The organism is Vibrio gelatinilyticus (assembly GCF_022836845.1).
In the GTDB taxonomy this organism is placed as follows: Bacteria; Pseudomonadota; Gammaproteobacteria; order Enterobacterales; family Vibrionaceae; genus Vibrio; species Vibrio gelatinilyticus.
This window is the reverse complement of sequence record NZ_JAJNNZ010000001.1, coordinates 442,199-461,978: the sequence shown is the minus strand read 5'-3', so window position 1 is coordinate 461,978 and position 19,780 is coordinate 442,199. Positions and strand designations below refer to the sequence as shown.

The following is a 19,780-nucleotide window of genomic DNA, read 5'->3' as shown; positions in this document are numbered from 1 at the left end:
TACTTAGTCTACTTAAGTCACTCAAGGTGTTGTTATGTTTAAGTGTATCCTTTCAGTCATTTTAGCGTCTTTTATATTCAGTTTTCAGGCAGTAGCGGTCGTCAATCAAGGGTATGATCTTGATGACCAGTATATTGTTGTTTTCCAAGCGAATAGCTCGGAGCAACAAGTCGAAGCGGCTGCTCGATATGTAGTGCAAGGGCAAGGGCGAGTTGATCATCGCTATCGTCATGCAATTCGAGGCTTGGCGATAAAAGCGCCTCAACAGGTCAAAGATAAGTTACTACAAAGATTTCCGAATATTGCATACATCGAACAAGATCAACTGGTCACTGCGCTGCCTCGTGGAGGTAAGCCTAATAGAGACGAAGGTGAAGAACCAACGGTTGAACAGGTTGTGCCCTGGGGCGTAGCTCGCCTCGGTGGTCCGGGCGATCCTGACGCGAATTACCAGACAGCATGGATAATTGATTCAGGTATTGATAGCCGCCATGCAGATCTTAATGTGGATAAAAACAGGGGCATTAACTTTGCTCGAGGTAAAAACACCACAGAAGACGGTAATGGCCACGGTACACACGTGGCAGGAACCATTGCTGCCTTAAACAATGATCTAGATGTGGTTGGCATCGCACCTGGGGCGCCGGTTGTGCCGGTAAGGGTATTAGATAACAGCGGCAGCGGCAGTATGTCTGGTGTTATTGCCGGAGTTGATTTTGTGGCTGCCAATGCACAACAAGGGGATTGTGCCAATATGAGTTTGGGTGGTGGAGGGTATTCAAGAGCATTGGATGAAGCACTTCTTAGTGCCGCTGATAAGGGCATTGTTTTTGCTATCGCTGCCGGTAATAGCGCAGCGGACATCATCAACTACACACCGGCAAGCACTCAGTATTCCAATATCTATACCATTTCTGCGTTTGCGCAGGGAGACACGGTCGCGTCTTTTTCTAACTACTCGAATAATGTCGACTATCAGCGTTCCGATGGTCAGGTTGTCGCCTCTGAAATAGAATTTGCGATGCCTGGCGTAGACGTTTTATCCACTCGTGCTGGTGGAGGTACCGTCGCGTATAATGGAACTTCGATGGCAGCTCCCCATTTTTGTGGCCTTGTTTTAGTTCATGGCGTATCAAGCTATGCCACTGATGGGGTTATTGTCGATAGCAGAGACAGCTATCCCGATCCGATTGCGGTAAAATAGTACAATCCAATGGGTGGTCTTCCACCCATTTCGTTGTTTTTATTGGGCGGATTTCCGCCTTGTTCGATTCGAATTCACCGACTGGCTAACTTGAGTTTTTATCATTTTTATTTCATATCAATGAGTTATTATTTTTCATTGAGTTGGTCTGCATTTTGCTCCTTTAGATCCTAACAGTACCCATAGATGGGACTGCTTAAATTAAAGGAGAATAATAATGTTAAAGCCTCTAACCCTACTTTCCGCTTCTATTTTGGCTATCACAAGTTTTAATGCTGCTGCAAACTGCGAACCTGGCGAAATTGTGATTAAGTTTAGTCATGTAACGAATACCGACAAACACCCAAAGGGCATTGCTGCTTCATTGCTTGAAGAGCGTGTCAATACGGAAATGAATGGCAAGGCGTGTATGCAGGTCTTCCCTAATTCGACATTGTATGATGACAACAAAGTATTAGAAGCACTGCTAAATGGTGATGTTCAATTGGCTGCGCCGTCATTGTCCAAATTTGAAAAGTTCACCAAAAAATACCGCATCTTCGATCTTCCATTTTTATTTGAAGATGTCGATGCTGTCGACCGTTTTCAAAACTCAGAAGCGGGTGACAAGTTGAAAAATGCTATGAATCGTCGAGGCCTTCAAGGCTTGGCATTTTGGCACAACGGTATGAAACAAATGTCGGCGAATAAGCCATTAATGCTACCTAGCGATGCCGAAGGCTTGAAATTCCGTGTACAAGCGTCTGATGTTTTGGTTGCTCAGTTTGAACAATTAGGTGCAAACCCTCAAAAAATGTCGTTTAAAGAAGTTTACGGTGGCCTGCAAACCAAAGTTATCGATGGTCAGGAAAACACCTGGTCAAACATCTACGGAAAAAAATTCTTCGAAGTTCAAGATGGGGTAACAGAAACCAATCACGGTATTCTCGATTATCTACTAGTGACATCGAAAGACTTCTGGAAGGAGCTTCCAGACGATGTTCGTACTCAGCTTGATACTATCATTAAAGAGGTCACTGCGGCGCGTAACGCAGAATCGACCAAGGTTAACCTCGCAAACAAAAACAACATTATTGAAGCAGGTGGTGAAGTTCGCACTCTGACTTCAGAGCAGCGCCAGCAGTGGGTTACGGCACTAAAACCTGTGTGGAAGAAGTTTGAGAAAGACATTGGCTCTGACTTAATCGAAGCCGCCGTGGCTTCAAATAAACAATAGTGCATTAAGCGCCTTGGCTATGCTGAGGCGCTTTCCCTTCCTTACCTCTTGATAACAATAAAAAACTGACATAGCGAAGTATCACATGGAACAGTCATTTATGACCAAAGTCGGAAAAGTCACCGATGCTATAGAAGAAACGCTGATAGCGTTCTTTCTCGGTGCTATGACTTTATTGACGTTTGCCAACGTCATTTCTCGATATGTGTTTAACGACAATATTCTTTGGGCCTTAGAGCTCACCGTCTTCATGTTTGCATGGATGGTGCTGGTGGGCGCATCGTATGGTGTTAAAAAGCATTTTCATATTGGTGTTGATGTCATTATCAACATGGCGTCTGAGAAAACGCGCAAAATATACGCCTTGCTAGCCGTTGCGTCTTGTTTAGCATTTTCTGTCCTTTTACTCATTGGCTCTTGGAACTACTGGTATCCCTTTGTTACCGAGCGAGCTTGGTATGAAACCGATGATATCCCTATGCCAGAAATGCTGCAGTTCATGGCTGACTGGCTCAATGAAGGAGAGCGCTACGAAAAAATGCCGCGTTTCATTCCTTACATGGCGCTACCAATCGGCATGGCGTTACTCACTTTCCGTTTTCTACAGGTAGCGTATCAGATTCTAAGGGGTGATCTCGACCGTATGATCGCAGGGCATGAAGCCGAAGAAGACTTAGAAGCACTGAAAGCAGAACTTGCTGATAACCCGTCTGACGATAATAAGGGTAAGGACAAATAATTATGGATATCTTGTTACTCTTTTTAATGGTTATTGGCTTCATGTTGATAGGCGTGCCGATAGCGATTTCTCTCGGTTTGTCGAGCATTCTTTTTCTATTAATGCATTCAGAAGCTTCATTAGCGTCGGTTGCCCAAACCTTATTTAATGCTTTTGCCGGCCACTATACTCTGCTCGCTATTCCATTTTTCATTCTGGCATCAAGTTTTATGTCTACTGGCGGTGTAGCAAAGCGGATCATACGATTCGCCATTGCCATGGTCGGCTGGTTTCGAGGTGGTTTAGCGATGGCGTCGGTAGTGGCGTGTATGATGTTTGCTGCGCTCTCAGGATCTTCTCCGGCTACGGTAGTGGCGATTGGTAGCATTGTCATCGCGGGAATGGTGAAAAATGGCTATACCAAGGAGTTCGCCGCTGGCGTTATTTGTAATGCTGGGACGCTAGGGATTTTGATTCCACCTTCTATTGTGATGGTGGTATACGCCGCAGCAACAGACGTATCGGTGGGCAGAATGTTCCTTGGCGGTGTAATACCAGGGCTACTCGCTGGTGTGATGTTGATGATTGCAATCTACATCGCAGCTCGCATTAAAAAAATTCCAGCGCAGCCTTTTGTTGGTTGGGCTGAGACATTTTCTGCTGCAAAGGACGCGAGTTGGGGCCTGCTCTTGATCGTTATCATTCTTGGCGGAATATATGGGGGAATCTTTACGCCTACAGAAGCGGCTGCCGTTGCGGCCGTATATGCATTCTTTATTGCAAACTTCATCTATAAAGATATGGGTCCTTTTGCAGACAAAGACAATGCTCGTCCAGTGTTGGTGAAGGTCTTTGAAACTTTTGTGCACAAAGATACTAAGCACACTCTGTTTGAAGCTGGAAAGCTGACCATAATGCTGCTCTTCATCATTGCAAATGCATTGATACTTAAACACGTTCTTACCGAAGAGCGTATTCCACAGATGATCACTGAATCGATGCTTTCGGCTGGTCTTGGCCCGATTGCGTTCCTTATTGTGGTCAACGTGCTGCTTTTAATTGGTGGGCAGTTTATGGAGCCATCGGGTCTTCTCATCATAGTTGCACCTTTAGTGTTCCCAATAGCGATAGCCTTAGGTATTGACCCAATTCACCTTGGGGTCATGATGGTCGTAAATATGGAAATTGGTATGATTACGCCACCAGTAGGGCTTAATTTATTTGTTACCGCAGGGGTGGCAAAAATGTCGATGATGAACGTTGTGAAAGCTGCGCTCCCTTGGGTTGGCGTAATGTTCCTATTCTTGGTCATTGTTACTTATGTGCCTTGGGTATCTACATGGTTGCCAACCACATTGATGGGACCAGAAATCATTACTAAATAATCACACGTCCTCGTTGATGTGTTTAAGGGTTGTTCTGCGTGGCGATGAGTTTATTCGTCGCTCGTAGAACACTCTTTTTGATTTTTTCTGACGGCGATCCACCCCAGAACGCTGCTCAGTTAAGTACACACCATCGATCTCATAGGTGTCGGCCACCACTGTGATTTTGGTTTTTTCTCCCACAGTGAACTCCCAAAAGTGTTGTCTTACCGTGATATTAGTATAGTCACGATGATGAACTGTTTTTGTATGACTCTTTTATTAGTTGGTACTTTTGCATTTTGTCGTACAATGTCTTCCTGGGTAGGTGCAGTTTACTCATGGTCTCCTTTATGCTGCCATTAAACTCAATCAGCGTTTTCTCTAAGATATTTTTCTCAAATAGCGCCACTTGATCGGCGAGAGAATGTTGTTCTTGTTTTAAAGAGTCTGCGCAGTTGCTGGTTTCTATTTTTCCTAGGAGAACGAAACGTTCAGCAGCATTGCGAAGCTCACGCACATTTCCAGGCCAGTCATGTTCGATCAGTTGGCTGAGATCTCGATTGCTTATTGCTGTCGCCGCTTTACCATATCGTGCTGCAGCGACCAATAAAAAATGATGAAAAAGCGCAGCGATGTCTTCTTTACGCTCTCTAAGTGGCGGAAGCTGTAAGGTCACAATGTTCAGTCGATAGTAAAGATCTTGACGAAATTCACCCTGTTCGCTGGCCAGTTTTAAATCAACTTTGGTTGCGGCGATCACTCTAATATCAAGAGGAAGTAGCTGATTCGAACCCACTCTCTCTATGGCTCTTTCTTGCAAAACCCGTAATAGTTTAATTTGTGCCTGCATCGGCATGGACTCAATTTCATCGAGAAATAATGTGCCGCCCTGAGCATGTTCAAATTTTCCTATTCGTGTGTTTTCTGCACCAGTAAATGCCCCTTTTTCATGACCATAAAGCTCGCTTTCGATGAGATTCTCGGGTACGGCTCCGCAGTTTACCGCGACAAAGTTGGCATCACGCCGCGAACTTTGCTCATGTAATGAACGTGCCACTAATTCTTTGCCCGTTCCGGTTTCACCAAAGAGCAGAATATCAGCACTCGTATCTGCAATAGAAGAAATGGTTTCTTTTAATCGTTCAACAGACTGGGTGGTGCCGATAATTCGTGGCCCAAGAGTTTGGCTAGCCTTGAGAGAGCGTTTTAACTGTTCATTCTCTATGGTTAACGTTCGTTTTTCGATTGCCCGTGTTACGGTATCTATCAGCCTTTCAGGTGAAAATGGTTTTTCTATGAAATCATATGCGCCGTTTTGAATCGCTTGAACTGCCATTGAGATATCGCCGTGTCCGGTAATTAAAATAATGGGGATTCCTACGTGATTGTGCTGCACGGTGGCAAGCATATCCAAACCACTCAATCCGGGCATTTTTATGTCACAGACAATGGCCAGTGGGTCAGGGCCTGCTTTCAATGCGATGATGGCTTCTTCAGCACTGGCAAAAAATGCGGCGTTGATTTCTGCTAGTTCAAAGCTTTGTTCCAAGGCGACTCTAATATCTGCTTCATCGTCTATAAAAAATACTTGGCTCATACTGCTGCGTCCTTGTCGCTATTTGGAAGTGCAATGCTAAAGCGTGCGCCACCTAATGGAGAAGAGTTTGTCTCAATTCGCCCTTTAAAGTGTTGCATGATCTGTTGGGATATTGATAGGCCAAGACCTAATCCATTGTCCTTAGTAGTGTAAAATGGGTCAAAAATACCGTCTTGATGGACGGAATTGATGCCAGAGCCAGAATCATCGATGTGTATAAAGCATTCTGTTTTGGTGCCAGAGACGGAAATTTGGATACGTTTATCGTCACTGTGTTCTAAGGCTTGCACGGCATTGGTCAGCAAGTTGATCAATACTTGCTCTAATTGAATCGGATTGACGCAGACCCTGCTTTCTTGCTTGGGTTCAACGAACTCAAATTGGATCATCGAAGACTTGAGTTGCGGCTGCATCAGTTCGATGGCGGTATAAATAACGGGTGGCAGTTTCACGATCGAAAGATCGTGTACATCGGTTTTCTTGGCGAAAGATTTTAGCTGTTGGCTAATTTTGGCCATACGTTCGGTCAGTGCGACAATGCGCGCTAAATTGTCTTTTGCTCTTTCTGGTTTCTGTTTATCAATAAACCGTTGGCCATTTTCAGCAAAGCTACGGATGGCGGCAAGCGGATTATTAAGCTCGTGACTAATACTCGCGGACATCTGCCCTAATACTGCGAGTTTTGCGGCTTGAACCAGTTCGTCTTGAGTTTGTCGTAAGGCTTTTTCGGTTTTCACTCGTTCGGAAATCTCAGCATGCAATTCAGCCGTTCTCTCCATCACTTGGAATTCGAGTTTTTGCTTGGCTTCTGTTTGAATTTGCTCAATCTGCCGATGTCGATATCGTCGGCTTGCCATAAGAACGAGAGCGAGATATACGGCAGTATAGGCCAGGCCGATGATGACAATGAAACCGAACAAGTCGATATACAAACGTGAGAAGGGTGTAACCACTCGCAAGGTTAAATCCGGAATCTCGACATTTTTTTGCGATGACAGGTAGCTCTGGGTAAACCAATTTTTCCGAGGTTTGGTTAGCCTCGATATTGGTTCCTCTAGTTGACCTTGAAACCCTAAACTGCGGATATTGCTGTCTAGGTATTGCCTTGAGTTTCTGATGTTAGCTCTCTGTGTAGCGGTCAGTTCAACCAAACTTTGAAACAGCCAATCTTGATTGCTGGACATAAAAATGACGTTGTTGGCATCGGTTGCGACAAACACATTGCCTTCACTATGCCAACTGCGTTCTATGGCAGAGATGTCCATCTTAACAACAACAACACCGATGTACTCCGCGGCGTAGGTCACTGGGTAGGCGTAATAGTATCCCCTTAATCCAGACGTCGATCCTAAGGCAAAGTAGGCACTTTTCCGCCCAGCTATCGCATTTTGAAAATAAGGGCGAAAAGCAAAGTTTTTGCCAATAAATGGATTTGCTCGACTCCAGTTACTGGCCGCAATAGTATTGCCAAGCTCATCGAGTAAGTAGGTGTCAGAAGCCTGAATTACCGAATTGACCTGTTCTAGATAGCGATTAGTTATATCCAGTTGAGCACTGTTATCAGGTGTAATTAAAGCGTCGATAAGCTCGGTATCTTGAGAAAGCAGCTGCGGAATATGCTGATATTTATCGAGTTTACTATCGATCACATCGGCAAATCGTTCAAGCTGGGTTCTGTGATCTTCTAGAAGGGCATCGTATCGGTAATCCCAATAAGCTTTACCACCTATTAAGGTGGTTAGAATAAAGACTATTAGGAAGAAAAAAGAGAGACGTTTTATCCGCAAACTTAGCTCCACTGTACATGCTTGCTGAGCAGAAACGTGTATTGTTTCCTTATCCGCTTTAGGTTAACGAAAATGGAGCGAATGTGGCGAAAAAGTTATGGGTTATGAGAGGTCAGTGGAACACAAAACTAGAGCGAGATCTCTTTTTCAGCTTTTAGGAAAAAAAACCACTTCACTCTCTTGAAAAAGCCGATATTGTCCCCATTTCATTGTGACGATCGCCAAAAAAGCGGTTGTTTTAGTGTTTGTAAGAGTAATTAGTGACAAATACAGGGAAAGCATTGAGTTCGACTCGACAGGGTTGTTCGAGATCGCTAGAATGTCGCGTCTAAAATTTTGTCCTGAGACTAATCAGAGACATCTTTGTTCAAGAAATGTTCTTGAGGTCATTTAAGGTGTCACTCATTAGTCCGGCAATCAAATGTTTTGGTTGTCGATACTCGTTTAAGAAAGTGTCATTTAAGGCACTTACAAGGATGAAGCATTGGTTTCTGCGTTGCGCAGAGCTTATTGCTCATACGCTCAGATAATCTGAGCCAAATAGAGGTTTATATAATGCAAGTTACTGTTGAAACTCTAGAGGGCCTAGAGCGCCGTCTAAACATTACTGTTCCTGCTGCTAACATCGAAGATGCAGTGACAGCTGAACTACGCAACATCGCTAAGAACCGTCGTTTCGACGGCTTCCGTAAAGGCAAAGTGCCAATGAAGATGGTTGCGAAAATGTACGGCAAAGCAGTACGTCAAGACGTAATGGGTGAAGTAATGCAACGTCACTTCATCGAAGCGATCGTTAAAGAGAAAATCAACCCAGCAGGCGCACCAACTTTTGCTCCAGTAGAGACAGAAGAAGGTAAAGACCTAGTATTTACAGCCACTTTTGAAGTTTACCCAGAAGTTGAGCTAAAAGGTCTAGAGAACATCGTTGTTGAAAAGCCAGCAACTGAAGTTAACGATTCTGATGTAGAAGAGATGATCGAAACTCTTCGTAAGCAACAAGCAACTTGGAAAGAAGTTGATGAAGCTGCTTCTGAAGGTTCTCGTGCAACTATCGACTTTACTGGTTCTATCGACGGTGAAGAGTTTGAAGGCGGTAAAGCTGAAAACTTCCCACTAGAAATGGGTGCTGGTCGTATGATCCCAGGTTTTGAAGACGGTATCGTTGGCAAAACTGCGGGTATGGAATTCGAAATCGACGTAAACTTCCCAGAAGATTACCACGCTGAAAACCTAAAAGGTAAAGCAGCTAAATTCCTAATCAAAGTAAACAAAGTAGAAACTCGTGAGCTTCCAGAGCTAACTGACGAGTTCGTTTCTAAGTTCGGTGTTGCTGAAGGCGGTGTTGAAGGTCTTAAGACTGAAGTTCGTAAGAACATGGAACGCGAACTTAAGCAAGCAATCAAGAACCGCATCAAAGAGCAAGCGCTTGACGGTCTTGTTAAAGAGAACGACATTGACGTTCCTGCTGCACTTATCGACCAAGAAATTGGCGGCCTACGTCAGCAAGCGGCACAACGCTTCGGTGGTAACCCAGAAGCAGCTGAGCAGCTTCCACGTGAACTATTCGAAGAGCAAGCTAAGCGCCGCGTAGTTGTTGGCCTTCTTCTAGGTGAAGTGATCAAGTCTGAAGAGCTAGAAGCTAGCGACGAGAAAGTGAAAGCACTTATCTCTGAAATGGCAACGGCATACGAAGATCCATCAGAAGTTATCGCTTACTACGAGCAAAACGAGCAAATGATGAACAACATGCGCAACGTAGCGCTAGAAGAGCAAGCAATTGATGCGATTCTAGCGAAAGCGAATGTTTCTGATAAAGAAATTAGCTTCAGCGAGCTAATGAATCAGCAACCTGCTCAATAAGCAATATCTTGTATAGAAGGTTGACTTGACGTCAACTTCTCTGCTAACAATGGTCCGTATGATGTAATCATCCGGGCCATTTATTTTAGGGACATAAGAATATGAGCTACCAAGAAAATAATGCAATGTCGCCAATCATGAACGCGCTAGTACCGATGGTGGTGGAACAAACTTCCCGAGGCGAACGTTCTTACGATATCTATTCACGACTACTTAAAGAACGAATCATTTTTTTGACGGGTCAAGTAGAAGACAATATGGCCAACTTAATTGTTGCTCAGTTGCTTTTTTTAGAATCAGAAAACCCTGACAAAGACATTTTCCTATACATTAACTCTCCAGGCGGCAGCGTAACTGCAGGCATGTCTATTTACGACACAATGCAATTTATTAAGCCAAATGTCAGCACGTTGTGTACAGGTCAGGCTTGTTCTATGGGTGCATTCCTCCTAGCGGGTGGTGCTCCGGGTAAGCGTTTCGCTCTGCCAAATTCTCGAGTCATGATTCACCAGCCATTAGGTGGTTTCCAAGGACAGGCTTCAGATATTCAGATCCACGCACAAGAAATTCTTAGCATCAAAGAGAAGCTAAACAACCTGTTGGCTGAACATACAGGCCAACCAATGGACATCATTGAGCGTGATACCGATCGTGATAACTTTATGTCTGCTGCACAGGCGGCAGAATATGGAATTATCGATCAAGTATTAACCCATAGAGGTTAATACTTAAACACTTGAGATTGTATTGTCCAAATAGAAGCCTATCTATTACCAATTGGTAGGCGAAATTTGGGCCAAATTGATATACACTCAAAACATAGAAAGTAAAGGCTAAGAGGTTAGCGGATGACAGATAAAAGCAAAGAGGGTGGTAGCGGAAAGCTGCTTTACTGCTCTTTCTGTGGCAAAAGTCAGCACGAAGTTCGCAAGCTAATCGCAGGTCCTTCTGTTTACATTTGTGATGAATGTGTCGATCTCTGTAACGACATTATTCGTGAAGAAATCAAAGATGTGTTACCAAAGAAAGAATCGGAAGCGTTACCAACGCCACGAGAGATTCGTTCACACCTTGATGATTATGTAATTGGTCAAGACTATGCGAAGAAAGTACTCGCTGTAGCGGTTTATAACCACTACAAGCGTTTACGCAATGGTGATACCACAAGCGAAGGCGTTGAGCTAGGTAAGAGTAACATCTTGCTAATTGGTCCAACCGGTAGTGGTAAAACTTTGTTAGCAGAGACGCTTGCTCGTTTCTTGGATGTGCCATTTACAATGGCAGACGCGACGACACTAACCGAAGCTGGTTATGTGGGCGAAGACGTTGAAAACATCATCCAAAAACTGCTGCAGAAATGTGATTACGACGTAGCGAAAGCGGAACGTGGTATCGTTTATATCGACGAAATCGATAAAATTTCTCGTAAAGCAGAGAATCCATCAATCACTCGCGATGTGTCGGGTGAAGGTGTTCAACAAGCATTGTTGAAATTGGTTGAAGGCACTATTGCTTCAGTACCTCCTCAAGGTGGTCGTAAGCATCCACAACAAGAGTTCTTGCAGGTTGACACCTCAAAAATCTTGTTCATTTGTGGTGGTGCGTTTGCAGGCCTGGATAAAGTCATCGATCAGCGCGTGGCAACTGGCACTGGTATCGGCTTTGGCGCAGAAGTGCGCTCTAAAGACGAAACGAAAACAGTCGGTGAGTTATTCATGCAGGTCGAGCCAGAAGATTTGGTTAAATATGGCCTGATCCCTGAGTTCATCGGTCGTTTGCCTGTTACAACAACATTAACAGAGCTTGATGAAGAAGCTTTGATTCAAATTCTATGTGAACCAAAGAATGCACTAACTAAGCAATATGGTGCGTTGTTTGATTTAGAAAATGTAGAGCTTGAGTTCCGAGAAGACGCATTGCGTGCAATTGCTAAGAAAGCAATGGAACGTAAAACGGGTGCGCGTGGTCTACGCTCTATCCTTGAAGGCGTACTTCTTGAAACAATGTATGAGCTTCCATCAGCCATTGATGTGAGTAAAGTTGTAATTGATGAAAGCGTCATCAATGGTGAGTCTGAACCATTGCTAATCTATAGCAACACAGACAACCAAGCCGCTAGCGCCGACTAATGCGACACTGATATAAAAAAGGAGGTATTGATTACCTCCTTTTTTTATTCTTTCATTGAATCATGTAAAACTGCCCCCATATATTGAGCATAATACTAAGCGGAAGAGAGAATTATATGAACTTGGAACGTTCCGAGCATATCGAAATCCCGGTGCTGCCTCTGCGCGACGTTGTGGTCTATCCACACATGGTCATTCCTTTATTTGTTGGCCGTGAAAAGTCAATCAGCTGCTTGGAAGCAGCGATGGACAATGATAAACAAGTACTTCTTGTCGCCCAAAAGGAAGCAGACACAGAAGAGCCTCAAGTAGACGACTTGTTTACAACGGGTACTGTAGCAACGATTCTACAACTTCTAAAACTTCCAGACGGCACAGTTAAAGTACTCGTCGAAGGTCAGCAACGAGCCAAAATTAATAGCTACCGTGAAGAAGAGTTCTTCATCGCGGAAGCTCAATACCTAGTGACTCCAGAGCTCGAAGAGCGCGAAGAAGAAGTGATCGTTCGCAGTGCAATCGATCAATTCGAAGGTTTCATTAAGCTCAATAAAAAAATTCCACCAGAGGTTCTGACTTCACTCAGTGGAATTGATGAAGCAGCGCGTCTGGCGGATACCATTGCCGCTCACATGCCTCTTAAGTTAACGGAAAAACAAGCCGTACTTGAAATTATTGATGTGGGTGAGCGATTAGAGTTCTTAATGGGACAAATGGAATCTGAAATTGACCTGCTTCAGGTCGAAAAACGGATTCGTGGTCGCGTTAAAAAGCAGATGGAAAAATCTCAGCGTGAGTATTATCTGAACGAACAGATGAAAGCGATTCAAAAAGAACTCGGTGACATGGACGATGCTCCAGACGAGTTCGAGGCTCTGAAAAAGAAAATTGAAGAGTCAAAAATGCCACAAGAAGCGCGTGAGAAGACTGAACAAGAGCTACACAAGCTTAAAATGATGTCTCCGATGTCTGCAGAAGCGACAGTCGTGCGCAGTTACATCGATTGGATGGTCGGTGTGCCTTGGGCTAAGCGCTCTAAGGTGAAAAAGAATCTCGCTAAAGCCGAAGAGATCCTTAATGAAGACCATTACGGGCTAGAGCGGGTCAAAGAGCGTATTTTAGAGTATTTGGCGGTGCAAAATCGCATCAACAAACTCAAAGGTCCAATCCTGTGCTTAGTGGGCCCTCCAGGTGTAGGTAAAACCTCGCTTGGACGTTCAATCGCATCCGCGACGGGGCGAAAGTACACCCGAATGGCTCTTGGTGGCGTTCGTGATGAAGCCGAAATTCGCGGCCATCGTCGTACTTATATTGGTTCTATGCCAGGTAAACTAATCCAAAAAATGTCAAAAGTTGGTGTGAAAAACCCACTTTTCTTATTGGATGAAATCGACAAGATGTCGTCAGATATGCGTGGTGACCCATCCTCAGCGTTATTGGAAGTGCTTGATCCTGAACAGAATAATGCCTTCAACGATCATTACCTAGAAGTCGACTACGACTTGTCTGATGTAATGTTTGTTGCGACGTCAAACTCAATGAATATTCCAGGTCCTTTGCTTGATCGTATGGAAGTTATTCGCTTATCTGGCTACACAGAAGACGAAAAACTCAATATCGCTAAGCGCCACTTGTTAACAAAACAGGTTGGTCGAAATGGCCTCAAAGATCACGAGATCGAGATCGAAGACTCGGCTATTCTCGGGATAATTCGCTACTACACACGTGAAGCGGGTGTTCGTAGCCTAGAACGAGAGATTTCGAAGATTTGCCGTAAAGCGGTTAAGAACATCTTGCTGGATAAGTCGATAAAGACGGTTGTCGTTAACGAAGATAACCTCAAGGAGTTCTTAGGCGTTCAACGTTTCGACTACGGCAAAGCAGATGACCGCAATAGAATAGGCCAAGTGACAGGTCTTGCTTGGACGGAAGTTGGCGGTGATCTGCTCACCATCGAAACCGAAGCCATGGTTGGTAAAGGCAAGTTAACTCAAACCGGTTCTCTTGGCGATGTGATGCAAGAATCGATTCAAGCGGCAATGACCGTGGTTCGTTCTCGTGCAGAGAAGCTCGGTATTAATACCGATTTTTACGAAAAGCGTGACATTCACGTGCATGTGCCAGAAGGTGCGACACCAAAAGATGGCCCTAGCGCGGGTATTGCAATGTGCACAGCGTTAGTCTCTAGCTTGACCGGTAACCCAGTGAAAGCTGAAGTGGCGATGACGGGTGAGATCACTTTACGAGGCGAAGTATTGCCGATTGGTGGTTTGAAAGAGAAGCTGCTTGCGGCTCATCGTGGTGGCATAAAAACGGTGTTAATTCCGCATGATAACAAACGTGATTTAGAAGAAATTCCCGACAACGTTATCGCAGATTTGAAGGTGATTCCTGTTCAGTGGATTGATGAAGTGCTCAATATTGCATTGGAGCGTCCACCTCTTGGAGTGGCGTTTGAACCCGAAAAATAGTGATATGCTGCAAATTTAGTTAAAAGAAATACGCTGATAAGCAAAAAAAGCTTGTCAGCGTTTTTTTGTGGCACTAACTTAATTAACTGTAGCTCTGAACCCCTTGATTGATAAGGGTTAGGGTCTTTCAATACGAGAATGGAATTAAATGTTACCTTTATAAAAAAACTAACGGGTAACCTAAAGGGGAAACACAGTGAACAAGACACAATTAGTTGAAAAAATCGCAGAAAACGCAGACCTTTCTAAAGCATCAGCAGGTCGTGCTCTAGACGCATTTATCGAGGCAGTGGGCTCTACTCTAGAAGGTGGCGATCAAGTTGCCTTAGTTGGCTTCGGCACTTTCAGTGTTCGCACTCGTGCAGCACGCACAGGCCGTAACCCAAAAACTGGCGAAGAAATCCAAATCGCTGAAGCGAAAGTACCAGCTTTCAAAGCAGGTAAAGCTCTTAAAGACGCTTGTAACTAATACCTTACCCTGTTGTTTATACAGGAATATCAAACTCTAATAATGGGTTTGAAGGGACGAAAAATCGAACCTTTTTAAAATATGCGCATCTTACTGATGCGCATTTCTTTTTCTGGTATTATCCAATCAGAAAAAGTTTATACCTTTAAGTCTTGAGAGTAGTTAAATTATGATGGAACGATTACGCGAAGGCGTTAATAGCATCGCGGTGAAAATTATCCTTGGATTGATCATCCTTTCGTTTGTATTCGCCGGTGTTGGGAGTTACATCGTTGGTGGTGGCGCCAATGTCGCAGCAAAAGTAGGAAATGTAGAAATTGCCCGTGGTGAATTCGAACAGGCATACCAAAATGAGCGCAATCGCATGCAATCGCAGCTAGGTGATTATTTTGCGAGCCTATTAGCCGATCCAGCCTACGCAGAGTCGTTTAGAAAGTCTGTTCTTGATCGAATGATCAACGATGTATTGCTTGAGCAGCACGCGGAATCTCTTGGTCTTCGAATCAGCGATACTCAAATTCGCCAAATGATCTTGGATATGCCTCAATTCCAAAACAACGGAGCGTTTGATCAAGAAATCTATCAAGCGTCTTTACGCCGTGCAGGTTTCAGTGCAGACAGTTTTGCAGAATACCTACGTCGTGATTTGGTTAGAAACCAGCTTATGATGGCACTGCAGGGCAGTGAGTTCACGTTGCCAAGTGAAGTTGAACTGCAAAGCAAGCTACTGACACAAACTCGTGATATTCGTACGTTGACGTTATCGAAGGCGACGTTTGCAGAGAACGCAGACATTACATCTGAAGAAATTCAGCAATATTACGATGAAAACCCAGCGCAGTACACTCGCCCAGAGCAGGTGAAAGTTGCGTATATCGAACTGTCAGCAGAAGCTTTAAAAGGTACAGTTGATATTAGCGATGATGAAATTCAACAGTATTATGATGAGCATCTAGATAAGTACTCAACAGCGGAACAACGCAGTGTTAGTCACATCCTGGTTCAAGGTGATGACGAGGCAAAAGCGCAAGCTATTTTAGACGAATTGAACGCGGGTGCTGATTTTGCGATTGTAGCTCAAGAAAAATCTGAAGACATTGGCAGCTCTGAAGAAGGTGGGTCTTTAGGTTGGATTGAAAAAGACGTGATGGATCCTGCTTTTGAAGAAGCCGCCTTTGCACTGTCTAATGTTGGCGACCGTACTGCTTTGGTTAAATCTGATTTTGGCTACCACATCATCCAACTGGATGCTTTGAAAGCTTCTCAGTCTAAACCTCTTTCTGAAGTGCATGCCGAGATTGTTGCCGAGTTGAGCGATCAAATTGCAGTAGATGAGTTCTACGCTCTGCAAAATGAGTTAGAGAAAGTAGCATTTGAATATCCTGACTCTCTTGATGATGCTGCACAAGCAGTTAACTTGGGCATTCAGACCACGGATTTTGTGTCTGCGCAAGATGCCCCTGAATTGCTGAAATCGCCTGCTGTTATGCAAGTGCTGATGAGCCCTGAAGTTAAAGAAGATGGGTTGAACTCTGAAGTGGTTGAAGTCGCTCCCGAGCATGTAATTGTAGTGCGCGTTGAAGATGTTCGTGAGCAAACTGTTTTGCCACTTAACGACGTACGTGAGCAGGTAGAGATTCAATTGGCAGCAGCTAAAGGTGAACAACAAGCTCTAGAGCTTGGCGCACAGTTAGTGGCGGAGCTCAAAGAAGGTAAGCGAGATTTACTGCAGAGCAATAACATCGCTTTCGGTGAGCTAGAAACTATTGACCGTAATTCGCCACTGGCCGGAACTGCATTTGCAATGGCTAAGCCACAGGCAGAGCAATCAACTTTTGCACAAAGCAAAGATATGGAAGGCAATGTGGTTGTTATTGAGCTAACTAAGGTTGCGGCGAATTTTGATCCAGCATACAACGAGCAAATCAGTGCGCAAATGGAACGAGTTAGTACCCAACAAGATCTGACTGCAGTACTTACTGTACTGAGAGATAACGCAGACATAGAGTACTTCGTTGTTGAACAGTAGTTTGATGTAAGTCACTCATGTAGTGAAACTGATAACTCTCTTAAAACGAGCCGCTAATGCGGCTCGTTTTGTTTTGGGCTACTTCTAATATTCATATGGCCCCAAAGCGCTATAGTTTTCTTTTTAAAAAAGGAGAAAACCATGCAAAAACTCATTTCATTATTGATTATTAGCCTGTTCGCTTTGGGGCCTCTTGCTCCGTTCGCTCATGCAGACGAGAGCAAGCTTGAAGGGATAGAAATTACAGTGAATATTAATCAAGCTAGCGCTGAGGAGTTGGCTGAACTGCTCACAGGTGTTGGTTTAAAGAAAGCGCAAGAGATTGTGGATTATCGAATACAGAATGGCCCATTTAAAACCGCGAATGATTTAAGTAATGTTAAAGGGATAGGCACAACAACCGTCGAGAAAAATCGCGATAGAATTTTGTTGTAAACTCTCATCATCGCTGCATTAGCTTTGCGACGCTGGCCGTTGCTAATCCAGCGATGGTACCTATAAAATGTGCTTCTGTTGCGACACTCGCGTCGATCATTTGGGCTGTGACCTCTGACGCGCCGTACACGCCCTCCCAAGCTACTTTTGCAATGACAGCCACAACTAGCGCCCAACTGGTCCTTCGGCCTCTGAGAGCTTCATTTAAAGCCCAATAAGAGAACAGGCCGTGCAAGGCTCCAGATAGCCCTAGGTACCAGCCAAGAGAGCTTGACAGCAAGCAAAGACCGATGATTGAGCTAATAAAGATAAGCAAAAACACAAAGTGATTAGGTCTCGGGCGGAAAATCCATACTAAAATCCACAGCGCCGCGAGGTTCATTATCAAATGGACGCTGTTGGTGTGAGAGAAATTTCCTGTTAGGATGCGCCACCATTGCCCCGAATTGATCGCGGTTTTATCCCACACGAGCCAAGATTGTATCAAAGGCAGTTGTGCTAAAATGCAAATCATACTGATGATTATTAATCGAATTTTCAAGTGAGCCTCATGTCTCGGTATTGTACTCAATGTAAAAAAGCCTTGAAAGCCTGCATATGCCAATGGATTTCACCAATAAACTCAACCACAGAACTGTTGATATTACAGCATCCTAGCGAAGAGAGAAGACCTCTTGGGACTGCGCGAATACTATCGTTGTCATTAGTTAACACTCGAGTTCTTGTCGGAGAAGACTTTACCGATAATGAAACGCTGAATCGAGTACTGGACGATGATATAGAGACTTCGGTTCTATTTCCCGCAGAGCACGCTACAGTATTACACCGCCAGAGTTCGAACCATGACGGAGCGTCCCCCAAGCGCTTTATCTTGCTTGATGGGACATGGAAAAAAGCCTACAAAATATGGCAGCTTTCCAAAAATCTGCACGCTTTACCACAGGTTAAACTGCCCGAAGATTTACAAGGGGACTACCGGATTCGCAAAGCGCCGTCTGAGAACAGCTTATCCACCGTTGAAGCGGGATATCATTTGCTATCACTTGTTGAACCTGAATGTAACTTTGGTTCGCTGCTGTCTGCGTTTAAAAACATGATAGATTTTCAAATTCAACAGATGCCCCCAGATCTATATCGAAAGCACTATGACAATGACTAGATCGGGTTATCCGATACTCGTATGAGCGGCAAAAAGCTGCTGATGCATTTTTTGTGCGTAACCGTCAGTCATCGCCGAGATATAGTCAGCTATTACTCGCATCCCTTCTTCTGCGGAGTCGGAGGCATCGCGCCACAGTTTACAGGTTGAATCGGGCAGTAAACGCTCAGGGTCAGCGCTAAACGCTTCAAACAAATCCATAGTGATCTGTTGTCCTTTGTATTCGAAGATCTGAACTCTGGGGACCTGAATTACGTAATTGCTCACAAATGATTTCAAAATGTTGAGAACATGAGTCATCTCAGGGCTGAGGTAGGCATTGTACCTTAACAAAGGTTCATCAAACTCATGCGCTTCGGGATGGATTTGTACACTCGTTAGCAGCGCGTTAACAATGCCACCTATGGCATCTTTACGTTCATAATGCTTTTCTGAAAACAGCATGGCGCTGATGGAGTCAATTTGCTGCGCGAGCCAACACCCCGTCAGGCTTTTCAGTTCGAGCGCAGCTGTTGCGTCCCATTGGTCGCGCGTGACTAATTTGAGAACGATAGCATCTTCAAGGTCGTGTACGCCGTAGGCGATATCATCTGCCAGTTCCATGATTGAGCAATCAAGAGATTTATAGCGTGTTTTTTTATGTTTGAATGGATCGTTAGAGCTCGGTCTCATTTGAGCGAGTGCGTTGATATCTGATCCAGACAGTGAGGCAAAGACCCAGTCGAGCTGTGGTTTGTCGACATCGTAAATGCCTTTGGCTGGTGTCCATTCTTTGGCTTTTAGTTGTCGGCGTTGTTGTGAGGGGAGGGGCGACTGTTCGGCTCGGGTTTGACTAATAAACGCCGGGTATTTTAATAGCCCCAAAAGCGTGCGACGAGTTAAATTCATGCCGTGGGATTCGGTATAAGGCTCTAATTGAGTGACGATACGAAATGTCTGCCCATTACCTTCAAAACCGCCATGATCACGCATCATGAAATTGAGAGCGACTTCGCCCCCATGGCCGTAGGGTGGGTGACCAATATCGTGGGCAAGGCATAAAGATTCAATTAAACTATCTGAAGGTAGCAAAGGAGAGAATTCACTGTGCTTTTGATGAAGCTGTGCGACAATGCCAGAACCAATCTGGGCAGCTTCTAAAGAGTGCGTAAGACGAGTTCGGTGAAAATCGTTGCCTCCAGCTCCGTGAACTTGAGTCTTTGCTTGCAAACGTCTAAACGCTGCTGAGTGCAATATCCTCGCCCTGTCACGTTGGTACGGATCTCTATGATCGTCACGACGTAACTTATGTTCGTCGCTGTGCCTAGCTTGCCAAGTCTCTTGGTTGGTCAGTTCCATCTAG

General features: G+C 44.5%; 17 protein-coding genes. 12 read left to right on the top strand and 5 right to left on the bottom strand.

Annotated elements, in window-relative coordinates; all coding sequences use genetic code 11:
- Nucleotides 1–34 precede the first annotated feature (34 nt).
- The 4 genes from LNL84_RS02105 (at nt 35) to LNL84_RS02090 (ending at nt 4,523) form a co-directional block, all read left to right on the top strand.
- Nucleotides 35–1,204 (top strand): S8 family serine peptidase, encoded by a 1,170-nt coding sequence (locus tag LNL84_RS02105; RefSeq protein ID WP_244354810.1) that lies wholly within the window; start codon nt 35–37, stop codon nt 1,202–1,204.
- A gap of 217 nt (nt 1,205–1,421) precedes the next feature.
- Complete coding sequence (locus LNL84_RS02100) at nt 1,422–2,420, top strand: TRAP transporter substrate-binding protein (protein ID WP_244354808.1); 999 nt, start codon at nt 1,422–1,424, stop codon at nt 2,418–2,420.
- An 85-nt stretch (nt 2,421–2,505) separates the two neighbouring features.
- On the top strand, nt 2,506–3,159 hold the full coding sequence (locus tag LNL84_RS02095; protein WP_244354806.1) for a TRAP transporter small permease: 654 nt from the start codon (nt 2,506–2,508) through the stop codon (nt 3,157–3,159).
- Between the two features lie 2 nt (nt 3,160–3,161).
- Nucleotides 3,162–4,523 (top strand): TRAP transporter large permease, encoded by a 1,362-nt coding sequence (locus tag LNL84_RS02090; protein ID WP_244354804.1) that lies wholly within the window; start codon nt 3,162–3,164, stop codon nt 4,521–4,523.
- Here the strand turns inward: LNL84_RS02090 and LNL84_RS02085 are convergent, their stop codons facing one another.
- From LNL84_RS02085 to LNL84_RS02075, 3 genes are read right to left on the bottom strand one after another with little or no spacing between them, the layout of a single operon-like run.
- Nucleotides 4,524–4,706, bottom strand: coding sequence for a hypothetical protein (locus tag LNL84_RS02085; RefSeq protein WP_244354802.1), 183 nt, complete (start codon nt 4,704–4,706; stop codon nt 4,524–4,526).
- Nucleotides 4,707–4,749: 43 nt separating this feature from the next.
- Nucleotides 4,750–6,102: a sigma-54-dependent transcriptional regulator gene (locus LNL84_RS02080; RefSeq protein ID WP_244354800.1), complete on the bottom strand. Its 1,353-nt coding sequence runs from the start codon at nt 6,100–6,102 to the stop codon at nt 4,750–4,752.
- The gene (locus tag LNL84_RS02075; RefSeq protein WP_244354798.1) at nt 6,099–7,889 is read right to left on the bottom strand and encodes a sensor histidine kinase; all 1,791 of its coding nucleotides are present in this window, start codon (nt 7,887–7,889) and stop codon (nt 6,099–6,101) included. Before LNL84_RS02075 ends, LNL84_RS02080 begins: the two co-directional genes overlap by 4 nt.
- 555 nt (nt 7,890–8,444) lie before the next feature.
- On the opposite strand from LNL84_RS02075, the gene tig reads away from it, so the two are divergent.
- The 7 genes from tig to LNL84_RS02040 all read left to right on the top strand — a co-directional run bounded on the left by tig (nt 8,445) and on the right by LNL84_RS02040 (nt 17,279).
- Entirely contained in the window at nt 8,445–9,749 is a 1,305-nt protein-coding gene (gene tig / locus LNL84_RS02070; RefSeq protein ID WP_244354796.1) for a trigger factor, read from the top strand.
- A gap of 101 nt (nt 9,750–9,850) precedes the next feature.
- Complete coding sequence (clpP, locus tag LNL84_RS02065) at nt 9,851–10,474, top strand: ATP-dependent Clp endopeptidase proteolytic subunit ClpP (RefSeq protein WP_244354794.1); 624 nt, start codon at nt 9,851–9,853, stop codon at nt 10,472–10,474.
- A 123-nt stretch (nt 10,475–10,597) separates the two neighbouring features.
- Entirely contained in the window at nt 10,598–11,878 is a 1,281-nt protein-coding gene (clpX, locus tag LNL84_RS02060) for an ATP-dependent protease ATP-binding subunit ClpX (protein WP_244354792.1), read from the top strand.
- Between the two features lie 116 nt (nt 11,879–11,994).
- On the top strand, nt 11,995–14,346 hold the full coding sequence (lon, locus tag LNL84_RS02055; RefSeq protein ID WP_244354790.1) for an endopeptidase La: 2,352 nt from the start codon (nt 11,995–11,997) through the stop codon (nt 14,344–14,346).
- A 196-nt stretch (nt 14,347–14,542) separates the two neighbouring features.
- Complete coding sequence (locus tag LNL84_RS02050) at nt 14,543–14,815, top strand: HU family DNA-binding protein (protein ID WP_244354788.1); 273 nt, start codon at nt 14,543–14,545, stop codon at nt 14,813–14,815.
- Between the two features lie 169 nt (nt 14,816–14,984).
- Nucleotides 14,985–16,844, top strand: a complete 1,860-nt coding sequence (ppiD, locus tag LNL84_RS02045) for a peptidylprolyl isomerase (RefSeq protein ID WP_244354786.1) — start codon at nt 14,985–14,987, stop codon at nt 16,842–16,844.
- A gap of 141 nt (nt 16,845–16,985) precedes the next feature.
- Nucleotides 16,986–17,279 (top strand): ComEA family DNA-binding protein, encoded by a 294-nt coding sequence (locus LNL84_RS02040; RefSeq protein WP_244354784.1) that lies wholly within the window; start codon nt 16,986–16,988, stop codon nt 17,277–17,279.
- Between the two features lie 7 nt (nt 17,280–17,286).
- On the opposite strand, the gene rrtA is transcribed toward LNL84_RS02040, so the two are convergent.
- The gene (rrtA, locus tag LNL84_RS02035) at nt 17,287–17,793 is read right to left on the bottom strand and encodes a rhombosortase (RefSeq protein ID WP_244354782.1); all 507 of its coding nucleotides are present in this window, start codon (nt 17,791–17,793) and stop codon (nt 17,287–17,289) included.
- A 36-nt stretch (nt 17,794–17,829) separates the two neighbouring features.
- Between rrtA and LNL84_RS02030 the strand changes: the two genes are divergently transcribed.
- Nucleotides 17,830–18,438, top strand: a complete 609-nt coding sequence (locus LNL84_RS02030; RefSeq protein ID WP_244354780.1) for a tRNA-uridine aminocarboxypropyltransferase — start codon at nt 17,830–17,832, stop codon at nt 18,436–18,438.
- 6 nt (nt 18,439–18,444) lie between these two features.
- Here the strand turns inward: LNL84_RS02030 and LNL84_RS02025 are convergent, their stop codons facing one another.
- On the bottom strand, nt 18,445–19,776 hold the full coding sequence (locus LNL84_RS02025; RefSeq protein ID WP_244354778.1) for an anti-phage deoxyguanosine triphosphatase: 1,332 nt from the start codon (nt 19,774–19,776) through the stop codon (nt 18,445–18,447).
- Between the last annotated feature and the right edge of the window lie 4 nt (nt 19,777–19,780).

Excerpts from the sequence above, each read along its gene's own strand:
- LNL84_RS02105 (WP_244354810.1), top strand. The coding sequence starts at position 35 with ATGTTTAAGTGTATCCTTTCAGTCATTTTAGCGTCTTTTATATTCAGT.
- LNL84_RS02100 (WP_244354808.1), top strand. The coding sequence starts at position 1,422 with ATGTTAAAGCCTCTAACCCTACTTTCCGCTTCTATTTTGGCTATCACA.
- LNL84_RS02095 (WP_244354806.1), top strand. The coding sequence starts at position 2,506 with ATGGAACAGTCATTTATGACCAAAGTCGGAAAAGTCACCGATGCTATA.
- LNL84_RS02090 (WP_244354804.1), top strand. The coding sequence starts at position 3,162 with ATGGATATCTTGTTACTCTTTTTAATGGTTATTGGCTTCATGTTGATA.
- LNL84_RS02080 (WP_244354800.1), bottom strand. The coding sequence starts at position 6,102 with ATGAGCCAAGTATTTTTTATAGACGATGAAGCAGATATTAGAGTCGCC.
- tig (WP_244354796.1), top strand. The coding sequence starts at position 8,445 with ATGCAAGTTACTGTTGAAACTCTAGAGGGCCTAGAGCGCCGTCTAAAC.
- clpP (WP_244354794.1), top strand. The coding sequence starts at position 9,851 with ATGAGCTACCAAGAAAATAATGCAATGTCGCCAATCATGAACGCGCTA.
- clpX (WP_244354792.1), top strand. The coding sequence starts at position 10,598 with ATGACAGATAAAAGCAAAGAGGGTGGTAGCGGAAAGCTGCTTTACTGC.
- lon (WP_244354790.1), top strand. The coding sequence starts at position 11,995 with ATGAACTTGGAACGTTCCGAGCATATCGAAATCCCGGTGCTGCCTCTG.
- ppiD (WP_244354786.1), top strand. The coding sequence starts at position 14,985 with ATGATGGAACGATTACGCGAAGGCGTTAATAGCATCGCGGTGAAAATT.
- LNL84_RS02040 (WP_244354784.1), top strand. The coding sequence starts at position 16,986 with ATGCAAAAACTCATTTCATTATTGATTATTAGCCTGTTCGCTTTGGGG.
- rrtA (WP_244354782.1), bottom strand. The coding sequence starts at position 17,793 with ATGATTTGCATTTTAGCACAACTGCCTTTGATACAATCTTGGCTCGTG.
- LNL84_RS02030 (WP_244354780.1), top strand. The coding sequence starts at position 17,830 with ATGTCTCGGTATTGTACTCAATGTAAAAAAGCCTTGAAAGCCTGCATA.
- LNL84_RS02025 (WP_244354778.1), bottom strand. The coding sequence starts at position 19,776 with ATGGAACTGACCAACCAAGAGACTTGGCAAGCTAGGCACAGCGACGAA.